20 protein-coding genes are annotated in these 17347 nt (G+C 67.8%); 11 read left to right on the top strand and 9 right to left on the bottom strand.

The window, feature by feature from the left end; all coding sequences use genetic code 11:
* Window positions 1–201 precede the first annotated feature (201 nt).
* The 4 genes from R1H25_RS19465 (at window position 202) to rnfB (ending at window position 3937) form a co-directional block, all read left to right on the top strand.
* On the top strand, window positions 202–645 hold the full coding sequence (locus tag R1H25_RS19465) for a DUF2147 domain-containing protein (RefSeq protein ID WP_049426799.1): 444 nt from the start codon (window positions 202–204) through the stop codon (window positions 643–645).
* 102 nt (window positions 646–747) lie between these two features.
* Window positions 748–2829, top strand: a complete 2082-nt coding sequence (gene metG, locus R1H25_RS19460) for a methionine--tRNA ligase (protein WP_317224384.1) — start codon at window positions 748–750, stop codon at window positions 2827–2829.
* Window positions 2830–2907: 78 nt separating this feature from the next.
* Entirely contained in the window at window positions 2908–3498 is a 591-nt protein-coding gene (locus R1H25_RS19455) for an HAD family hydrolase (protein ID WP_317224387.1), read from the top strand.
* 25 nt (window positions 3499–3523) lie between these two features.
* Entirely contained in the window at window positions 3524–3937 is a 414-nt protein-coding gene (rnfB, locus tag R1H25_RS19450; RefSeq protein ID WP_317224383.1) for an Rnf electron transport complex subunit RnfB, read from the top strand.
* A 152-nt stretch (window positions 3938–4089) separates the two neighbouring features.
* On the opposite strand, the gene R1H25_RS19445 is transcribed toward rnfB, so the two are convergent.
* Window positions 4090–4437 carry a RidA family protein gene (locus tag R1H25_RS19445; protein ID WP_005418155.1) on the bottom strand — a complete coding sequence of 116 codons (348 nt, stop codon included), beginning with the start codon at window positions 4435–4437 and terminating at the stop codon, window positions 4090–4092.
* A gap of 192 nt (window positions 4438–4629) precedes the next feature.
* Between R1H25_RS19445 and mprF the strand changes: the two genes are divergently transcribed.
* A complete protein-coding gene (gene mprF, locus R1H25_RS19440) occupies window positions 4630–7194 on the top strand; it encodes a bifunctional lysylphosphatidylglycerol flippase/synthetase MprF (protein ID WP_049443909.1) in 2565 nt (854 codons plus the stop codon).
* A 157-nt stretch (window positions 7195–7351) separates the two neighbouring features.
* On the opposite strand, the gene R1H25_RS19435 is transcribed toward mprF, so the two are convergent.
* The 4 genes from R1H25_RS19435 to R1H25_RS19420 form a co-directional block, all read right to left on the bottom strand.
* A complete protein-coding gene (locus R1H25_RS19435; RefSeq protein ID WP_317224382.1) occupies window positions 7352–8698 on the bottom strand; it encodes an AcvB/VirJ family lysyl-phosphatidylglycerol hydrolase in 1347 nt (448 codons plus the stop codon).
* A gap of 78 nt (window positions 8699–8776) precedes the next feature.
* Window positions 8777–9394: a DUF998 domain-containing protein gene (locus R1H25_RS19430; protein ID WP_088479580.1), complete on the bottom strand. Its 618-nt coding sequence runs from the start codon at window positions 9392–9394 to the stop codon at window positions 8777–8779.
* Window positions 9391–9564: an oxidoreductase-like domain-containing protein gene (locus R1H25_RS19425; protein WP_049443904.1), complete on the bottom strand. Its 174-nt coding sequence runs from the start codon at window positions 9562–9564 to the stop codon at window positions 9391–9393. Before R1H25_RS19425 ends, R1H25_RS19430 begins: the two co-directional genes overlap by 4 nt.
* A gap of 50 nt (window positions 9565–9614) precedes the next feature.
* The gene (locus R1H25_RS19420) at window positions 9615–10217 is read right to left on the bottom strand and encodes a hypothetical protein (protein ID WP_088479579.1); all 603 of its coding nucleotides are present in this window, start codon (window positions 10215–10217) and stop codon (window positions 9615–9617) included.
* 228 nt (window positions 10218–10445) lie between these two features.
* Between R1H25_RS19420 and R1H25_RS19415 the strand changes: the two genes are divergently transcribed.
* Entirely contained in the window at window positions 10446–11600 is a 1155-nt protein-coding gene (locus R1H25_RS19415) for a tetratricopeptide repeat protein (protein ID WP_317224381.1), read from the top strand.
* 6 nt (window positions 11601–11606) lie between these two features.
* Here R1H25_RS19415 and R1H25_RS19410 read toward each other — a convergent pair whose 3' ends face one another.
* Window positions 11607–11942 carry a zinc ribbon domain-containing protein YjdM gene (locus tag R1H25_RS19410; RefSeq protein ID WP_010482882.1) on the bottom strand — a complete coding sequence of 112 codons (336 nt, stop codon included), beginning with the start codon at window positions 11940–11942 and terminating at the stop codon, window positions 11607–11609.
* A gap of 181 nt (window positions 11943–12123) precedes the next feature.
* Between R1H25_RS19410 and R1H25_RS19405 the strand changes: the two genes are divergently transcribed.
* From R1H25_RS19405 to R1H25_RS19395, 3 genes are all read left to right on the top strand, one after another.
* Window positions 12124–13485 carry an Hsp70 family protein gene (locus R1H25_RS19405; protein WP_317224380.1) on the top strand — a complete coding sequence of 454 codons (1362 nt, stop codon included), beginning with the start codon at window positions 12124–12126 and terminating at the stop codon, window positions 13483–13485.
* A gap of 229 nt (window positions 13486–13714) precedes the next feature.
* Window positions 13715–14008, top strand: coding sequence for a YkgJ family cysteine cluster protein (locus R1H25_RS19400; protein WP_081113744.1), 294 nt, complete (start codon window positions 13715–13717; stop codon window positions 14006–14008).
* Window positions 14009–14019: 11 nt separating this feature from the next.
* Entirely contained in the window at window positions 14020–14202 is a 183-nt protein-coding gene (locus tag R1H25_RS19395) for a hypothetical protein (protein ID WP_005410566.1), read from the top strand.
* Window positions 14203–14251: 49 nt separating this feature from the next.
* Here R1H25_RS19395 and R1H25_RS19390 read toward each other — a convergent pair whose 3' ends face one another.
* The 3 genes from R1H25_RS19390 to R1H25_RS19380 are packed head-to-tail and all read right to left on the bottom strand — an operon-like array spanning window position 14252 to window position 16252.
* Window positions 14252–15133, bottom strand: a complete 882-nt coding sequence (locus R1H25_RS19390; RefSeq protein ID WP_049443897.1) for a DUF4097 family beta strand repeat-containing protein — start codon at window positions 15131–15133, stop codon at window positions 14252–14254.
* A gap of 10 nt (window positions 15134–15143) precedes the next feature.
* A complete protein-coding gene (locus R1H25_RS19385; RefSeq protein WP_107380024.1) occupies window positions 15144–15677 on the bottom strand; it encodes a hypothetical protein in 534 nt (177 codons plus the stop codon).
* Window positions 15674–16252 (bottom strand): sigma-70 family RNA polymerase sigma factor, encoded by a 579-nt coding sequence (locus tag R1H25_RS19380; protein WP_317224386.1) that lies wholly within the window; start codon window positions 16250–16252, stop codon window positions 15674–15676. Before R1H25_RS19380 ends, R1H25_RS19385 begins: the two co-directional genes overlap by 4 nt.
* Before the next feature lie 126 nt (window positions 16253–16378).
* On the opposite strand from R1H25_RS19380, the gene R1H25_RS19375 reads away from it, so the two are divergent.
* Both R1H25_RS19375 and R1H25_RS19370 read left to right on the top strand, forming a co-directional pair.
* Window positions 16379–16558 carry a hypothetical protein gene (locus R1H25_RS19375; RefSeq protein WP_005410570.1) on the top strand — a complete coding sequence of 60 codons (180 nt, stop codon included), beginning with the start codon at window positions 16379–16381 and terminating at the stop codon, window positions 16556–16558.
* 36 nt (window positions 16559–16594) lie between these two features.
* Window positions 16595–17188 (top strand): mechanosensitive ion channel family protein, encoded by a 594-nt coding sequence (locus R1H25_RS19370; protein ID WP_080354789.1) that lies wholly within the window; start codon window positions 16595–16597, stop codon window positions 17186–17188.
* Window positions 17189–17347 lie beyond the last annotated feature (159 nt).

Genomic DNA, 17347 nt, shown 5'->3' with positions numbered 1-17347 from the left:
GAGCCCCCAGGGATGGGTTTACGGCGTGTCCTGCCCACCCACACCGCCCCGCCATCCCACGGAATCCCGCCGCTGCCGTTGCTGTTGCCTCTGCAGGTGCAGGGCGCAGCCCTGCAAAGCCCCCCTTCCCCATACCCCGCCGAATGGGTATACAGTCGACCCGTACCGGCATCGTGCCGGAATGAACCCTGGGAGGGGACCATGCGCAAGACCTTCAAGACCCTGCTGCTGGCACTGCCGCTGTGCCTGGCCGCGCTCTCGGCGCAAGCGGCCGACGGCGCCGCCGGCCGCTGGAAGACCATCGACGACAAGACCGGCAAGGTGAAGTCGATCGTCGAGATCACCCAGGCCGCCAACGGCACCCTGACCGGCAAGGTGGTCGACATCCTGCACTCGGACAAGGGCCCGAACCCGGTCTGCGACGGCTGTGAAGGCGCCAACAAGAACAAGCCGGTGAAGGGCATGACCATCCTCTGGAACCTGAAGGCCGATGGCGCCAACAAGTGGTCCGGCGGCACCATCCTCGATCCGGCCAACGGCAAGACCTACAAGTCGAAGATGGAACTGCAGCCCGGCGGAACCAGGCTTGACGTGTCCGGCTGCATCGCCTTCATCTGCCGCGCGCAGACCTGGCAGCGCGAATAAGCGCCCCGGCCCCCGCTTCATCCCCGTGACCCGGCCCCGGCCGGGTCACCTCGTTGCGGGCATGCGATACTCTGCGGTTCCCCTCGGCTTCACCCCGCGACCATGACCCGTACCGCGCTCGTCACCACCGCCCTGCCCTACGCCAACGGCCCGCTGCACCTGGGCCACCTGGTCGGCTACATCCAGGCCGACATCTGGGTGCGTGCGCGGCGAATGAGCGGCGGCAAGGCCTGGTTTGTCTGCGCCGACGACACCCATGGCACGCCGATCATGCTGGCCGCGGAAAAGGCCGGGGTCACCCCGGAAACCTTCATCGCCAACATCCAGGCCAGCCACGAACGTGACTTCGCCGCCTTCGGCGTGGCCTTCGACCACTACGATTCAACCAATTCGGCGGCCAACAAGGCGCTGACCGAGCAGTTCTACCTGAAGCTGGAAGCGGCCGGCCACATCAGCCGGCGTTCGGTGGCGCAGTTCTACGACCCGGCCAAGGGCATGTTCCTGCCCGACCGCTACGTCAAGGGCATCTGCCCGAACTGCGGCAGCCCTGACCAGTATGGCGACAACTGCGAAGTGTGCGGCGCGACCTATGCACCGACCGACCTGAAGGAGCCGCGTTCGGTCATCTCCGGTGCCACGCCGGAGATGCGCGATTCGGAGCACTTCTTCTTCGAGGTGGGCCACTTCGATGCGTTCCTGCGCGAATGGCTGGCCGGCGATGTCGCCCTGCCGGGCGTGAAGGCCAAGCTGGGTGAGTGGCTCAATGCCGAAGGTGGCCTGCGCGCGTGGGACATCTCGCGCGATGCGCCGTACTTCGGTTTCCAGATTCCCGGCCAGCCAGGCAAGTACTTCTATGTCTGGCTGGATGCGCCGATCGGCTACCTGTCCAGCTTCCAGACCCTGTGCGGCAGGATCGGCGAAGACTTCGAAGCGCACCTGCGCGCCGGCACCGCCACCGAGCTGCACCACTTCATCGGCAAGGACATCGTCAACTTCCACGGCCTGTTCTGGCCGGCGGTGCTGCACGGTACCGGCCACCGCGCGCCGACCCGCCTGCACGTCAACGGCTACCTGACCGTGGACGGCGCCAAGATGAGCAAATCGCGCGGCACCTTCGTGATGGCGCGTACCTTCCTCGATGCCGGCCTGGAGCCGGAAGCGCTGCGCTACTACTACGCCGCCAAGTCCGGCGGTGGCGTCGACGATCTCGACCTGAACCTGGGTGACTTCATCGCCCGTGTCAACGCCGACCTGGTCGGCAAGTTCGTCAACCTCGCAAGCCGCTGCGCCGGCTTCATCAGCAAGCGCTTCGACGGCCAGCTGGCCGCGCAGCTGCCCGATGCGGCGCAGTACCAGCGCTTCGTCGATGGCCTGGCGCCGATCCGTGAAGCCTACGAACGCAACGACCCGGCCGCGGCGATCCGCCTGACCATGACCCTGGCCGACGAAGCCAACCGCTACATCGATGATGTGAAGCCGTGGGTCATCGCCAAGCAGGAAGGCGCCGATGCGCAGCTGCAGGCCGTGTGCAGCCAGGGCCTGAACCTGTTCCGCGTACTGGTCACCGCCCTGAAGCCGGTGCTGCCGGCCACCGCCGCACAGGCCGAGGCCTTTCTGGCCGCGCCGGTGAACGACTGGACCGAGCTGGCACAGCCGCTGCTCGGCCACCGCATCACTGAGTACACCCCGCTGTTCACCCGTATCGACCCGAAGAAGATTGACGCCATGATCGACGCCTCCAAGGACACCCTGCAGCCGGCCGCCGCTGCCGCCCCCGCCGCCAAGACCGAAGCGGTCAAGCCGGCCGCACCGGCGCCGGCCAAGGAAGAAGCCAAGAGCGCCGACGCCCCGGCCTACATCGGCATCGACGATTTCGCCAAGCTCGACCTGCGCATCGGCAAGGTGCTGGTGTGCGAGTTCGTGGAAGGTTCGGACAAGCTGCTGCGTTTCGAACTGGATGCAGGTGAACTGGGCAAGCGCCAGATCTTCTCCGGTATCCGCGCCAGCTACGGCGAGCCGGAGAAGCTGGTCGGCCGCAGCGTGGTGTTCATCGCCAACCTGGCCCCGCGCAAGATGCGGTTCGGCCTGAGCGAAGGCATGATCCTGTCGGCCGGTTTCGACGGTGGCGCGCTGGCGTTGCTGGACGCCGACAGCGGCGCGCAGCCGGGCATGCCGGTCCGCTGATGCCTGCAGCGGGCGTGGCCTCGGCCGCGCCCGCCGGTAGCACCGGCCACCGGAGGCAACGCGATGGGAAGCAACGGAATGGAACTGGCGCTGTTCGACTTCGACCACACCGTGACCACCTGCGATACCTATGGCCGTTTCCTGCGCCGGGTGGCCACCGCCGAACAGCTGGCGCAGGCGTGGTGGAAGGTCGGCCCGTGGCTGGCCGCGTACAAGCTGAAGCTGATCTCGGCCGAACGCATCCGCGCACGCGTCACCCGCCTGACCTTCAGCGACCGCCACAGCGATGACATCGCCACGCTGGCGGCCGGTTTCTCGCGTGAGTTTCTGCCCGACGTGGTGCGCCCGGAAATGCTGGAGCAGATCCGCTGGCACAAGGAACAGCAGCACACCGTGGTGATCGTGTCCGGCTCGCTGGACCTGTACCTGCGGCCATGGTGCGAGCAGCTGGGCCTGCAGTTGATCTGCAACCGGCTGGAAAGCCAGGACGGTCGTCTGACCGGTCGCTATGCCGGTGGCGACTGCGGCCCGCGCAAGGTCGAGCACATCCGTCGCCAGTTCGATCTGTCGCGCTACGTGCGCATCCATGCCTACGGCGACAGTTCCGAAGACAAGCCGATGCTGGCGCTGGCCCACGAGCGCTGGTTCCGTGGCAGACCCCTGAAATGACCCCACCGCGCAGCCTTCGCCACGCATGAGCCTGATCCCGCCCCTGACCGAACGCCTCGACCGCCTGCTGCCGCAGACCCAATGCGGGCAATGCGGCTACGACGGCTGCCGCCCGTACGCGCAGGCGATGGCGCGTGGCGAGGCGAATGTGGACCGCTGCCCGCCGGGGGGCGATGCCGGTGCACGGGCGCTGGCGCAGGTGTTGGGCGTACCGGCGATTCCGTTCGATCGTTCGCGCGGCGAGCACAAGGCGGCTCAGGTAGCGGTGATCGTGGAAGCGGACTGCATCGGCTGCACCAAGTGCATCCAGGCCTGCCCGGTGGATGCCATCGTCGGCGGCGCCAAGTACATGCACACGGTCATTGCCGATCTGTGCACCGGCTGCGAGCTGTGCATCCCGCCGTGCCCGGTGGACTGCATCGAGCTGGTGCCAACGTAGCCACCGGACCAACCGGCGGTGGAGCGGCGGGGTAGAGTCGACTGTTGGTCGACTGCTCTTCATTCCGGCGGCGCAAAACCCCGCGCTGCGCGCGACAGTCGACCAACAGTCGACCTCCCCCCTCCGCTGGTGGGAGGTGACCTTGCCTGCCGTTACGGCACCGCCGCCGTCACCACGATCTCGACCTTCCACTCGGCGTGGGCCAGCTTGGCTTCGAAGGTCGCACGGGCCGGGGTCGCGCCCTCGACCACCCACTCGTCCCACGCCTTGTTCATGCCGTCGAAGTCGGCGATGTCGGCCAGGAACACTTCCGCGCGCAGCACGTGCTGGCGGTCACTGGCGACCAGCGCCAGCAGCTTGTCGATCTCCGCCAGCACCTGCCGGGTCTGCCCGGTGATGTCCTGGCTCGTGTCTTCCGGAATCTGGCCGGAGAGGTAGGCGACCTTGTTGTACACGGTCATTTCGGACATGCGCGGTCCGACGTCGTAACGCTCCATCATGGGCGTGGCTCCTGCGGGTGATCAGGCCTGCATTGTCCTCCAAACCGGTCAACGGTGGGTGCATGGGCAACCTTCGCGCAGCCCCGCTACCGGGCTACGACACGCACGCTGGTCAAATGACGGCGACAGGCGCACGATGCGCCACGCCCGCGTTGACACCGCACTCGCCCTTCCTGACGCACCCTTGCGCCGATGACCCCAGACACCGACCCCGCCACCGCTTCCTCTACCCCGGCATGGAAGCGGGTCCTCACCATCGTCGTTCCCCTGCTGATCCTTTCGCTGGCCCTGCATGGCCTGGCCAGTGAATTCGACGAGCACGGCTACCGTGCCATCCGCCAGGCGTTCCGCCAGCTCAGCGGCATGCAGATCGCGCTCACCGTGGTGCTTGGCCTGGCCAGCTACGCCTGCCTGATCGGCTTCGATGCCATCGGCCTGCGCCGCAGCGGCATCCGCGTGCATCCGGCGCGCATCGGCATCACCGCCTTCCTCGCGCATACGCTGGGCCAGACCGTCGGCTTTGCCGCGCTGACCGGTGGTGCGGTGCGCCTTCGTGGCTACCGCAGCGCCGGCCTGGACCTGGCTCAGATCGGCCAGGTAGTGCTGATGAGCACGCTCGGTTTCGTGTTCGGTGCATGGCTGTTGATCAGCGTCGCGCTGTGCATGGAACCTGCGGCGGCGGCGTTGGCATTGCCTTTGAATCCCGAAGCCGTGCGCGTGGTCGGCATCGTCGCCCTGCTCGCCTATCTCGGCACCGTGCTGCTGGTCGGCCGCGATGGACGGCAGTTCAGCGTGTTCGGCCATGCGTTGTGGCTACCCGACCGCCGGACCATGATCGGCGTCACCGTGCTCAGCGTCATCGAGCTGGTACTGGCCAGTGCTGCGTTCTATGTGCTGCTGCCCGACTCCACTCCCACCGGCCTGCCCGGCTTCGTCGGCCTGTACCTGGTGGCGGTGCTGGCCGGCCTGGTCTCGACCGTGCCGGCCGGCCTGGGCGTGTTCGAATGGAGCCTGCTGAAGCTGTTGCCGCAGGTGGCACCGGCGGCGGTGCTGGCGGCGGCGCTGATCTACCGCGTTACCTACTATGTACTGCCGCTGGTACTGGCTACCCTGCTCGCGCTCGCGCCCGCCCTGCGCCAGCCGCTGCAGGCCAGCGCCGGCGCAACCCGTGCCGGCTGGAACGCGCTGCGCCCATGGTTGCCGCAGATCATCGCGCTGGCGGTGTTCAGTATCGGCGCCGCGCTGGTCATCGACGGCACGCTGCCGACGCCGCGCCGTCATCTGGTCAACGCCTCGCTGCCGATCCTCGAAACCTCGCACCTGATCGGCAGTCTCAGCGGCGTCGCACTGCTGCTGATCGGCCAGGGCCTGGCCCGGCGCAGCCACGCCGCGTGGATGCTGGCGATGGCGGTGTGCGTGATCACCCCGCTGCCGCTGTGGCTGCGTGGTGGCCAACTGTTGATCGCCCTCTCGGCGGTGCTGGTGGCGATGGCACTGTGGGCCGCACGTCGCGAGTTCTACCGCCAGGGCGCGCTGCTGGACGAAGCCTGGTCATGGCCGTGGCTGCGCAACCTCGGCCTGGTGCTGGTGGCGGTCACCTGGCTGCTGTTCTTCACCTACAGCCATGTCGAATACCAGAACGAGTTGTGGTGGCAGTTCGCGGTGTCGGGCAACGCACCACGCGCGCTGCGCGCGTTGCTGGTGGTGGCCATCGCGCTGGTGATGTTCGGCCTGGCGCGGCTGCTGCATAGCACGCGCAGCCCACTGCCGGCCGCCGACGAAGCCACGCTGCAATCGCTGGCACCGGTGCTGGCGGGTGCTACGGACACCCAGGCCTGTCTGGTACTGACCGCCGACAAGGCAGTGCTGCGTGACGACGCCAGGCTGGGCTTCGTGATGATGCAGCGCTATGGTGGCTCGCTGATCGCAATGGGCGATCCAGTCGGCCCGCCGGACGTCGCCCGTGCACTGATCTGGCGCTTCCGCGAAGAAGCCGACCGGCTTGGCCTGCGTCCGGTCTTCTACCAGGTCGGCGAGACGTACTGGCAGACCTATCTCGACCTTGGCCTGGGGCTGGTCAAACTGGGCGAAGAAGCGATGGTGCCTCTGCACGACTTCGGCCTGGAAGGTCGCGAACGTGCCGACCTGCGCCAGGCCTGGAACCGCGGCAAGCGCAGCGGCCTGTCGTTCCGCGTAGCGCCAGTGGAGGAAATTCCCAGCCTGCTGCCGCGCCTGCACGCGATTTCCAACGCCTGGCTGGAAGACAAATCCGGGGACGAAAAGGGTTTCTCGCTGGGCAGCTACGACCCGGACTACCTGGTGCGCTTCCCGGTGGCGCTGGTCGAGGCCGAAGGCCAGATCGTGGCGTTTGCCAACCTGTGGCAGGCACCGGCCGGTGCCGAGCTGTCGGTGGACCTGATGCGCCACGTCAACGAAGCGCCGAAGGGGACGATGGACTTCCTCTTCATCGAGCTGTTCCTGTGGGGCCGCGCGCAGGGCTATGCGCGGTTCTCGCTGGGCATGGCACCACTGTCCGGGCTGGCCCAGCATCGCCTGGCCGGTCGCTGGAACCGACTGGCCGGCCTGCTCGCGCGGCATGGTGAGCGCTTCTATGGATTCAGTGGCCTGCGCCGCTTCAAATCGAAGTTCGATCCGCAGTGGCGGCCGCGTTACCTGGCCGCACCGGGCGGCATGCACCTGCCGGCGGCGCTGCTGGATGCCACGCGCCTGATTTCACTGGACCCGCGGCGGAGTTGACGTCCCATACCGCCGGGCATGCCCGGCACAACCTGCCACCCGGTAGGTGTCGACCTTGGTCGACACGTCAGCGCCGACCAAGGTCGGCGTCTACATTGCCTGGTGGGTGTCGACCTTGGTCGACACGTCAGCGGCAGCGGTCGGGCATGGCTTGACGCTACATCCCGCCCTTGAGGATCACTTCGGCCAGGCGATCGTAGTCACCACCGAAATGGTGATCGCCCGGCAGCTTCACCTTCCTCACGCCGTCATTGGCCGGCAGGTCCGGGCACAGTGCGTCCTCATCCTTGTCGCCGTATACACACAGCGTTTTTTCCGCCGGCAGCCTGGCCACTTCCGGCGCGATCGGCAGACCGTCACCGCCGCCGCCCAGCCAGTTGCTGACGTGGAATTCGAAGTCGGCCTTCCTGCCCACCGACAACAGCACGATACGGTCCAGCGCCGCGCGGGTATCGGCATCGAGCTGGTTGATGGTGGCCGGCAGCACGTCGGCGCCCTGCGAGAAGCCGATCAGCATCACCTTGTCGCGGTGCCACTGCTGGCGGTAGTGGTCGATGATCTTCTGCAGGTCACCGGCAAAGCCCTTCGGCGTGCGCTCGCTCCAGAAGTAGCGCAGCGAATCGATGCCGACCACCGCCACGCCTTGCTCGTTGAGTGACGACGCCACGTTCTTGTCCAGGCCGGCCCAACCACCGTCGCCGGAAACGAACACGGCAAGCGTGTCGCCGTTGCCGGCGGCTGGCATCTCCACCACCGGCAGGCCCTTCAGCGCGGCCGGCGGCGGTGCCAGGCTGACGCCGGCCTGCGCGCCGATTACCCGCGCTGCGGCCACCAGGCCCGGCGAGGCATCACCGCGCGCGGTGCGCTTGAACTCACGCGCCATCGCGACCTGCTGCACGAACCGGCTGGCCTCCCCCACCTTGCAGCCGTGGTCACCGGCCGCACTCAACCACGGGAAGTTCAGCTCGGCAGGCTGCAGTTTGTTGTGCTTCACACCATCGCCGCAGACCATGCGCTGGTGGTTGTGGTCCGGGCAGAAGCCGGTGGTCAGCACGCCGGCGAACACCTGGGTATCGGCCTGCGCTGCGAGCGAGTAGGCCATCTCGGCACCTTCACCGTCACCGCCGACCAGCGGCAGGTGGTAACCGGGCAGATGCAGCGAGGCCTGCAGCCAGCGCGAGAAGTTCTCGACGTCACCGGAACCGAACGAACAGGTCGGGTCACCCTCGCGCTTGAGCACCCCGCGCAGGTGCGCGATGTCCACGGCGGCAACCATGGCGCCGTCGGCACGCAGGGCCTCGATCGGCAGGCGGCTGGTGTCGCCACCGGCGGTGGGCTCATGGAACCAGATCACTACCCGCTGCGGCGTGCCGGCCGGCATGTGCACTGGAATCTGCTCGAACCGCCCGTGGCTGAACTGCTGCACGTTGGCCGCCGCCATCGCCGGCAGCGCCGCCAGCGCCAGAACCACACCCATTGCCCAGCCCAGCCCTGCACGCTTCATATCGCATCCCCGATGGAATACGCACACGATACGCCGCCGCCGCGTGCACGGCACGTACCGGCGCAGGCCGTTGGGGATTCAGTGGGCCGTGGTACGCCGACCGCGCCGGTACAGTGCCAGCGCCAGGTACAGCAGCCAGCCCACGATCACCACGATCACGGCCTTCTGGCCCAGCCCGCGCGGCGGACCGGCGCGCCACAGCACATGCAGCCACAACAGTGCGAACGCCAGCCAGGCCCAACCCCAGAGCAGGCCGGCGGCAGACTGCCAACCCGGTTCGCGGCGCAGATACCAGGCCTGCAGCAGCATGCCGACACTGGCGCACAGGAACGCGGTGTTGGCCGCCAGCCCGTGGATGAACGGCGCCAGCAAGGGGGTGGCTTCCGGCAGCCAGCTGTCACCGATGGCGACCGTCACCAGCCCCAGCGCTGAGACGCTGAACAACAGCGGCGCCGCCGCACTGCGCCGCGGACCGATGCTGCCGCGATACAGCGCAATGCCAAGCACCGTGATGGCCAGCGCCAACAGGCAATATGCCGCACGCAGCGCCAGCCCCCACGGCCCGTGCAGGTAAAGGCTGAGCGTGGCCCGCACCCAGTCCAGATCGGCACGTGCGAACTGCGTCCACAGCGCGGTGGCCACAAACAGCAGCAATGCCACCAGCGCCAGCGCTGCCGCCGGGCGCGTGCGGTTCATGGTGCGGCCTCAGGATGCCGCGCCTTCCATTCGGCCAGCGCCTTGCGATAGCGCTGCAGCTCGTCGGCATACAGGTCAAGCACGCACAACGGGCAGCCACTGCCGCAGCATTCGTTGGGACCGGGCTCTTCCGGCGGCAGCGGGCGGGGATCGGGATCAGGGTCGGACACGGTTGGAGGCGATAGCCGATGGAAACAGGCCACCAGTGTACCGGGCTGGCTCAGCGCCCCAGCTGACGGCGCAGGTTGTCGCGCGCGGCCGCATCCAGGCGCTGATGGAAGAAGTCACTGAGGAAAATCCGCGGTGCACGCAGCAGCCCCTGCAGGAATCGACGCCGGCCAGCACGGTACAGGAAGCCCGGCACAACGCCCCTGTATTCCTCGGCTACACCACGGTCATAGGCGGCGAACACCGGCTCCGGCGCGGCCAGGATCGCCATGTCGCAGTCAAGGAACAGGGCCGCCTCGGCATCCACATCGTCCCGGCCAAGCGCACCATGGCGGGCGGTCAACAGGATCAACTGCTCCACGCGGGCGGTGTCGACGCCGGCAAGCTCCGGCGCCTGCGCGATCGCCTGCAGGGCGAGCGCTGCCGAGCGTGCCTCGTTGTCCTTGCGGCCGGCCTCATAGATCGCGTCGTGGTAGAGCACGGCCAGATAGACCTCGGCCGGCTGCCGCCAGCCCGGGCCTTCGGCCACTTCCTGGCAGTGCTGCAGCACCGCGCGCACATGGCCGAAGTGATGGTAGGCGCGTGGCGGCGTTGCATAGCTGTCCTGCAGCGCCTGCCACTGCGCCGGAGCAAGCGTCAGCGGTGAGAAGTCCATGCCCGGATCATCCCGCCTGTGCCGGCGCCGGGCAAGCTGGCGGTTTTTTCACCACTCACTCACAACGCTTGCGGGGTGGGGCCCGGAGCCGGTTGTCCACAGCTTTGTCGAGCGCTGGTCCACATCGGTTGTGGATGAACACGGCGCCGACCAACGGTCGCTGCAGCCTGGCATCCATGGGAATACACTCGCCACAGGCGGGAGCGCCCGCCGCTGCCGGGAACCGTCATGTACCGTTCTGCCGCCCATTGCCTCTGCCTTTCGCTGCTGGCTTTCTGTGTTCCTGCCTTCGGCGCAGGCCAGGCGCCGCCCGCCGATGTGGTGACGACACCGACCATCACCGTGTCGGCCGCACGTGTGCCGACCCCGGAAGAAGTATTCGCCATTCCCGCGGACCTGCGTGCGATGCTCCAGAAGCGGGTGATCCAGCGCAGCTACTCCCGCGACCAGAGGCTGCAGGCGCTCGTAGAGATGATCTTCGATCAGCACGGGCTGGACCTTCAGTACGACGCCGATGCGACCTACACCGTCAGCGATATCTGGCAGCACCGCCGCGCCAACTGCCTGGCCTTCACCCTGCTGTTCGTGACGCTTGCGCGGGAGGCTGGCATCCAGGCCCGCGTGCAGGAAGTGGGGCAGGTGGTGTCCTGGTACCAGAACCAGGACGCGGGCGTGGTCTACAGCGTCGGCCACGTCAATGCCGGTGTCGACGTCGGCGGGCGTTTCGGTACCGTCGATCTGGATCGCAATGTGCTCTATGACCGCCGCGGGCCGGTTCCCGTGAGCCGTGCTCGGGCATTGGCGCACTTCTACAACAACCTGGGTGCGGAGCGCCTCGCCGACGGTGACTTCGGCGGCGCTCGTGCATTCTTCGACGCTTCCCTGGCTCAGGACAGCGGGTTCGCTCCGGTGTGGAACAACCTCGGCGTGCTCGACCACCGCGAAGGCAACAACGAGGCGGCGCGGCAGGCGCTGGATCGGTCGCTGCAGCTGGACGGCCGCCAGGATGCTGCACTGACCAATGCCTCCGCGCTGTTCCGCAGCCTGGGACTGTCCGCGCAGGCGCAGTCACTTGAGCGCCGTTTGAAGTCGGTGCAGCGCGAAGATCCGTTCGCGCAGTACATGTTCGGCGCCCGGGCCGAACGCGCCGGCCAGCTGGACCAGGCGATCCGCTATTACCGGCAGGCCGTGCGCCTGTATGACACCGCGCATCAGTTCCACTTCGGGCTGGCACGGGTTTATTTCCTGGCTGGCCAGCTCAAGCGCGCCGACCGCGAACTGCTGCGTGCACAGGAACTGGGGGGCGCGCCGGAGCAGGCGCGCTACCAGGCCAAGCTGGACAGCCTGGCCCGCTGGCGCGCGCAGCAGCAGGCCGGGCGTTGAAGGCGATCAGGCCTTCTTGAGGAAGCAGGTCTTCAGGACCAGGCCCTTGATCTTGTCCGAGTTGCCTTCGATGTGCTCGGCATCGTCCTCGACCAGGCGGATGTTGCGGATCACGGTGCCCTGCTTGAGCGGGATCGAGGAGCCCTTGACCTTCAGGTCCTTGATCACGGTGACGGTGTCGCCGGCCTGCAGGGTGTTGCCGTTGCTGTCACGCACGACCAGGGTCGAACCGGCGCTTTCCTCGGCGGTCCATTCGAAACCGCAGTCGGCGCAGATCCACAGCGCACCATCGGCGTAGGTGTTTTCCAGGGTGCACTGCGGGCAGGCGGGGGCAGAAGACATCAGCAAGTACCTCAAAGTGAATCAACAGCCGCCATTGTAACCGCCCGGCCCGGAGACCCATTTCCCTGGCCGGCATCCGACCAGCGCCATGACCAGGGCCGGAACAGCACGCTTCTGGAACTTGCAGTCGGCCGCGAACTGCAGCAGAGTGCGCGGCCCCTGATCGCCCCCGGAACTCCCCATGCGCCTCGGCATCGACTTCGGTACCAGCAACTCCGCCGCCGCCATCGTGCATGAGGGGAAACTGCTGCCGATCCGTTTCGGCGACGCCGAGCAGTTCCGTACCAGCGTGTACTTCCCCGGCGTGGTGCCCGACCCGGACGACTTCCAGCTCGATGATGGCCAGGAACACCAGCTGCAGCAGATGATCGACAGCGCCGCACGCGCAGCCCGTGCCGCCGGCCAGGAACGCACGCCACAGGCACTGCGCCGCGAAGCCCTGCGCGCACTGCGGCGGGAATGGATGGAAGCCCGCGCCGGCAAGGAGCGCAGCGCCAGCGACCTGCTGCAGAACGCGGTCTACGGCGACGACGCGCTGGAAGCCTATTTCGAGGAACACGAAGGCAACCTGGTGCAGAGCCCGAAGTCGATGCTGGGCTACAACCTGCACCCGCGCGCGAAGCAGACCATCACCGGCATCGCTGCGCACATCCTCGAACACATCCGCCTGACCGCCAGCGCCCAGCTCCGCCAGCCGCTGCGTGCCGCCCTGCTCGGCCGCCCGGTGCAGTTCCGCAGCTCGATCGGTGCGGCCGGCAACGACCAGGCGCTGGACATCCTGCGCGAAGCGGCCACCCAGGCCGGCTTCGACCGGATCGATTTCCTCGAGGAACCGGCCGCGGCGGCCATGCATTACCACGCCGAAAGCCGCGAACGTCACCAGGCGGTGATCGTCGACATCGGTGGCGGTACCACCGACATCGCGCATGCAGAGGTCGGCGGCGACGACGCCCCGCGCATCCACCGCGCGTGGGGTATCGCCCGCGGCGGTACCGACATCGACCTGGCGCTGAGCCTGTCCAGCTACATGCCGCTGTTCGGCCGCGGTATCACCCGCGTACCCGCCCACCACTACGTGGAAGCAGCGACAGTGCAGGACATGACGCGCCAGCGTGACTTCCGGCAGCACAAATACGATCACGTCGACGACCCGTGGGGCGCGCGCCTGCAGGCCCTGCAGGACAGCGGCAATACCGCCCGCCTGTACCGCGATGTCGAACGCGCCAAGATCGCCCTCAGCGCCGCCAGCGAGCACCGCAGCACGCTGGACTACATCGCCCGCGACCTGCATGCCGACAGCAGCGCCGACGGCCTGGCCGCCGCCGCCCAGGGCTACCTGGAGCAGATCCGTGAACTGCTGGCGCAGGTCCGCAGCGACATCGGCGGCGACCCGGATGCGGTATTCCTGACCGGCGGCATGTCCCGTGCCGGCTACCTGCGCCAGGCCGTGGCCGAGGCCTTCCCGGGTGCCCGCATGGTCCATGGCGAGCCCTCGCTGGGCGTGGTCCAGGGCCTGGCATTGGCGGCAGCCAGCCAGGATTAACAAAACGTTACGCGGTCTAAGTTACTATTGGTCGGCTAGAACTCCGCTGCACCTTCCACCGGCCACGCCGGTGTGTGTCCACGGTGCAGCCTGGCCCGCCCTGCGGGCCTAGCGGCCATGCCTTCCTGGCTCGATCATGGTCCGCGCAGCACCTGAGCCGCCATCGAGACCCGCTTTGGGCACCCGCCAGGCCCCTGTGGCCTTACAACCTGACGCAGCACCTGCACCCATCGACTGCCGCCGTTGTGACGCGGTCTGTTGCCGGCTGCCCGTGCTGCTGCAGCCCGGCGACCACGTGCCCGGCCAGTTCCTGTCACGCGACACCCACGGCCGTACCGTGATGGCGCGCAACGAGGAAGGCTGGTGCGCGGCGATCGATCCCTATCACCTGCGCTGCACGATCTATTCGCAGCGCCCGGCGATCTGCCGCCAGTTTTCGATGGGCGGCGATGACTGCCGCCGCGAGCGGCAGGACTACCTGCGCCAGGCCGACGCCTGGGCGCTTTCCTCCCCTTCCACCTGACAGGAGCAACCATGCCCCGCAAGGCAAAGACCCCCGCGAAGGCCAGCAACAGCATCCGCAGCGAACGCAAGGGCGCGGCCGCCAGCACCGTGGTCAGCAGCGATTCGATCGCTTCGGACCTGGCAGCGTTCCGCAAGGCCGGTGGCAAGATCGAAGTCCTCGGCACCACCTGGGCGCTGAAGAAAGCCAGCTGACCAAGCACCGACCGCGGCGGCGCTGCCGCCGCGGCCTGCCGGACCGTGCTCAGCGATCCAGGCGTACCCGAACACTGCCCGAATGCGACTGGATGCGGATGTCACCGTCACCGCCGCCCAGACGCGTATCGAGGTGGCTGCCCGGCCCATAGCGCGGCCGCTCCACCTGGCCGGCATCGCTGTTGATCGAGCCGCTGAAGCTGTTCACCGACAGCTGCGCCGACACCGCGCGCGGCAGGCTCAGCGTGACCGAGGCACTGACCGATTCGACATTGATCCGGCCACCGGGTGCCAGTCCGGCTGCTGCCAGATCGATGCTGCCCGAGACGGTCTCCACCGCCAGCCGCTGCACGCGGCCAGCGTCCACCTCGACCCGGCCCGACACCGTCTGCGCACCGATATCACCGGACACGCCGCCGCCGGCCTCGATGCGGCCACTGACTGTGTTCACATCCAACTTCGGCGTCTGCAGGCGTGCGCTGACGCTGCCACTGACTGTGTTGAGCTTGCTGTCGCCACTGCGGCCAGCCGCGCTCAGGCTGCCGCTGACCGTGTCGGCCTGCAGCCGCCGTACATCGATGCCACTGATGTCCTGGCTGGCACTGACCGTGCTGAGCAGCAGTTCCACCGAACGCGGTACGTTCAGTACCAGTGTTGCGCCGCCGTTGTTGCTGCGGCGCGGGTACTCGATCTCCCAACGCACACGGTTGGCGCTTTTTTCCTGACGCAGCTGCAGGCCATCGCTGAGCGTGCCGGTGAGCTGCACGTCATTGCGGTCCCAGCCACGCACGGTCACCTTGCCGGCCACGTTGCTCAGCTCGATGCGACCGCCCGCGGCCAGGGTATGGCGCTCGTCGATGCGGGTATCGGCCAGCGCCACGGCAGGGGCCAGCAGCAGCGCGACACAGCAGGAAATCAGGGTTCGGGTCATGGGGGTCTCCTCAGGTCGTCAAGCCGGACTCGGCGGCATAGGCCGCCTGCCGGGTCAGTTCCAGCCGCAGCGCATAGGTGCGCTTGAGCTGGCCAAGCAGGTGCGGCGCACGCGGGTCCTGCGCCAGGGCGGCACGGATCTGCGCCGCGCTTTCATCCAGTTCGTGCAGGGCCGGCTGCCATTCCGGCGCCCGTCCGTCGGGCAGCGAAGCGACGGCCTGCCGGTACTGCTCGGTCATCGCCGCCGCCTGAAGCTGCAGCGCTGAAGGTACCGGTACCTCTGGCTGCGCATGGCGCCACGGCGCCACGGCGTAGACCGCCAGGCTGGCCGCCAGGGCAGCGCCGACCGGCAGCCACCAGCGGCGCCGCGAGCGCGTTGGCAGGGCCACCACGTTGTCCGTTGGCGCAGGTGCTGCCTGCGGTTCACGCGGCGGCAGCTGGGCCGACAGGCGTGCCCAGCCATCGGTGGGGACATCGCGCTCGTTCGGCAGCCCGCGCAGCCGGGCCAGCAGGTCGTGATCGGAATCGTGTTCGTGTGTACTCATGTCATGTCTCCCAGCCGTGTGCGCAACAGGCCGCGCGCACGATGCAGCTGTGCCTTGGAACTGCCGACGGCCATCTGCAGCTGCTCGGCGATTTCCTGGTGTTTCCAGCCTTCGATGTCGTGCAGTACCAGTACCGCACGCGCCCGTGGCGGCAGTGTCGACAGCGCGCGCTCAAGATCGCGCTCGGTGCCGGCACAACGGTCATGCACCGCCAGTTCCTGCAGGCCTCCGTCGATATCATCGAGGCTGTCGTGGTCCTGCCCGGCAGCCCGGCCGCGCAACTCCATCAGCGCGGCGTTGACGCCCAGCCGATGCAGCCAGGTGGACAGGCTGCTCTCGAAACGGAACCCTGGCAGGGCTTTCCACGCCTGCAGGAAAGCCTCCTGCAGCGCATCCTCGGCACGTGCCTGCTGCCCGCCACACAACCGCCACAGGACAGCGAATACACGCGGCGCGTGACGCCGGTACAGCAGTTCGTAGGCAGCGGTGTCGCCCGCGGCCGCCGCCCGCACCAGGGCGGGTTCGTCGACGGCGTCATTGGCGGCAGGCGGCGCGGGCATGGTGGTGTCGAGCATATCGCTTGGATGCGGCGACCCGGGAAAAGGTTTAGAGCCGGTCGATGATCGATGGCATGCAACCTTTTGGATGGCGGCTGCATCCATGGAAGGTCCTTCGCGAAATTGCCGTCCGGGAGTCCTGCCATGTCCAGCCCATCCTGCGCCGCCCTGCTGGTGATCGCTGCCTGCGTCCTGCTGCAGGCGCTGGGCCTGTCACTGCAGCTGCGCCCCGACAACGGCCGCGCCTGCCTGCAGCAGCACCGCCAGGAGCTGGTGTGCCTGGCCTGGACCCCGGCGGTCGAATCCCCCGCACGCGCCGGGTAACATCGGGGGCCGTTATTGCCACCTGTCGTCACCCCCATGATGTTGTCGCTGAAGGATCACCTGCCGGCCTGGACCTATCCTTGGCTCCACGACGCCGGAATCGCCGCGAAGATCCTGCTCACCCTGCTGGCCGCGTGGCTGCTGCGGGTGCTGGCACGGCGCTTGATCCGCCGCTTCGCCGAGCACTACACACTGCCGCCGGAGATGGCGATGGGCGCACGCCGGATCAGCAGTTTCGTGGTCTATTTCAGCGCAGTGCTGTATATCCTCAGCCTGCTCGGCGCATCGCCGTCGGTACTGTGGACCGCATTCACCGGCTTCGCGGCCGTGGGCGCAGTGGCCTTCTTCGCGGCGTGGAGCGTGCTGTCCAACATCTTCTGCACGCTGCTGATCTTCACCACCCGCCCGTTCCGCCTGCACGACTACATCGAGGTGCTGGAGAACGGCGAGAAGCCGGGCCTGAAGGGCCGGGTGATCGACGTCAACCTGATCTACACCACCCTGCAGGAGACCGGCGACGGCCACGAGGGCACGGTGCTGCAGCTGCCGAACAACCTGTTTTTCCAGCGCACGGTGCGCCGCTGGCGCGACCCGGCACAGGCACCGGGCGGCATCCAGGGCGACGGCTGAGGGTGGAGTTTTCGGCAGGGCTGCGCCCTGCACCTGCAGAGGCCGAAGCCGAAGCAAGATCAAGAGCGGCATTCCGTGGGATGGCGGGGCGGTGTGGGTGGTCCGGACACGCCGTAAACCCATCCATGGGGGCTCGATGGCGCCATCCATGGCGCCAAC

The organism is Stenotrophomonas veracruzanensis (assembly GCF_032911525.1).
GTDB lineage: Bacteria > Pseudomonadota > Gammaproteobacteria > Xanthomonadales > Xanthomonadaceae > Stenotrophomonas > Stenotrophomonas africana.
The sequence above is the reverse complement of the archived record's forward strand: the minus strand, read 5'-3'. Positions and strand labels throughout refer to the sequence as shown.

Excerpts from the sequence above, each read along its gene's own strand:
- R1H25_RS19415 (WP_317224381.1), top strand. The coding sequence starts at position 10,446 with ATGTACCGTTCTGCCGCCCATTGCCTCTGCCTTTCGCTGCTGGCTTTC.
- R1H25_RS19380 (WP_317224386.1), bottom strand. The coding sequence starts at position 16,252 with ATGCTCGACACCACCATGCCCGCGCCGCCTGCCGCCAATGACGCCGTC.
- R1H25_RS19445 (WP_005418155.1), bottom strand. The coding sequence starts at position 4,437 with ATGATGGAGCGTTACGACGTCGGACCGCGCATGTCCGAAATGACCGTG.
- R1H25_RS19410 (WP_010482882.1), bottom strand. The coding sequence starts at position 11,942 with ATGTCTTCTGCCCCCGCCTGCCCGCAGTGCACCCTGGAAAACACCTAC.
- R1H25_RS19420 (WP_088479579.1), bottom strand. The coding sequence starts at position 10,217 with ATGGACTTCTCACCGCTGACGCTTGCTCCGGCGCAGTGGCAGGCGCTG.
- R1H25_RS19375 (WP_005410570.1), top strand. The coding sequence starts at position 16,379 with ATGTCCAGCCCATCCTGCGCCGCCCTGCTGGTGATCGCTGCCTGCGTC.
- R1H25_RS19395 (WP_005410566.1), top strand. The coding sequence starts at position 14,020 with ATGCCCCGCAAGGCAAAGACCCCCGCGAAGGCCAGCAACAGCATCCGC.
- R1H25_RS19455 (WP_317224387.1), top strand. The coding sequence starts at position 2,908 with ATGGAACTGGCGCTGTTCGACTTCGACCACACCGTGACCACCTGCGAT.
- mprF (WP_049443909.1), top strand. The coding sequence starts at position 4,630 with ATGACCCCAGACACCGACCCCGCCACCGCTTCCTCTACCCCGGCATGG.
- R1H25_RS19385 (WP_107380024.1), bottom strand. The coding sequence starts at position 15,677 with ATGAGTACACACGAACACGATTCCGATCACGACCTGCTGGCCCGGCTG.
- R1H25_RS19370 (WP_080354789.1), top strand. The coding sequence starts at position 16,595 with ATGATGTTGTCGCTGAAGGATCACCTGCCGGCCTGGACCTATCCTTGG.
- R1H25_RS19405 (WP_317224380.1), top strand. The coding sequence starts at position 12,124 with ATGCGCCTCGGCATCGACTTCGGTACCAGCAACTCCGCCGCCGCCATC.
- R1H25_RS19430 (WP_088479580.1), bottom strand. The coding sequence starts at position 9,394 with ATGAACCGCACGCGCCCGGCGGCAGCGCTGGCGCTGGTGGCATTGCTG.
- metG (WP_317224384.1), top strand. The coding sequence starts at position 748 with ATGACCCGTACCGCGCTCGTCACCACCGCCCTGCCCTACGCCAACGGC.
- R1H25_RS19390 (WP_049443897.1), bottom strand. The coding sequence starts at position 15,133 with ATGACCCGAACCCTGATTTCCTGCTGTGTCGCGCTGCTGCTGGCCCCT.
- R1H25_RS19465 (WP_049426799.1), top strand. The coding sequence starts at position 202 with ATGCGCAAGACCTTCAAGACCCTGCTGCTGGCACTGCCGCTGTGCCTG.
- R1H25_RS19435 (WP_317224382.1), bottom strand. The coding sequence starts at position 8,698 with ATGAAGCGTGCAGGGCTGGGCTGGGCAATGGGTGTGGTTCTGGCGCTG.
- rnfB (WP_317224383.1), top strand. The coding sequence starts at position 3,524 with ATGAGCCTGATCCCGCCCCTGACCGAACGCCTCGACCGCCTGCTGCCG.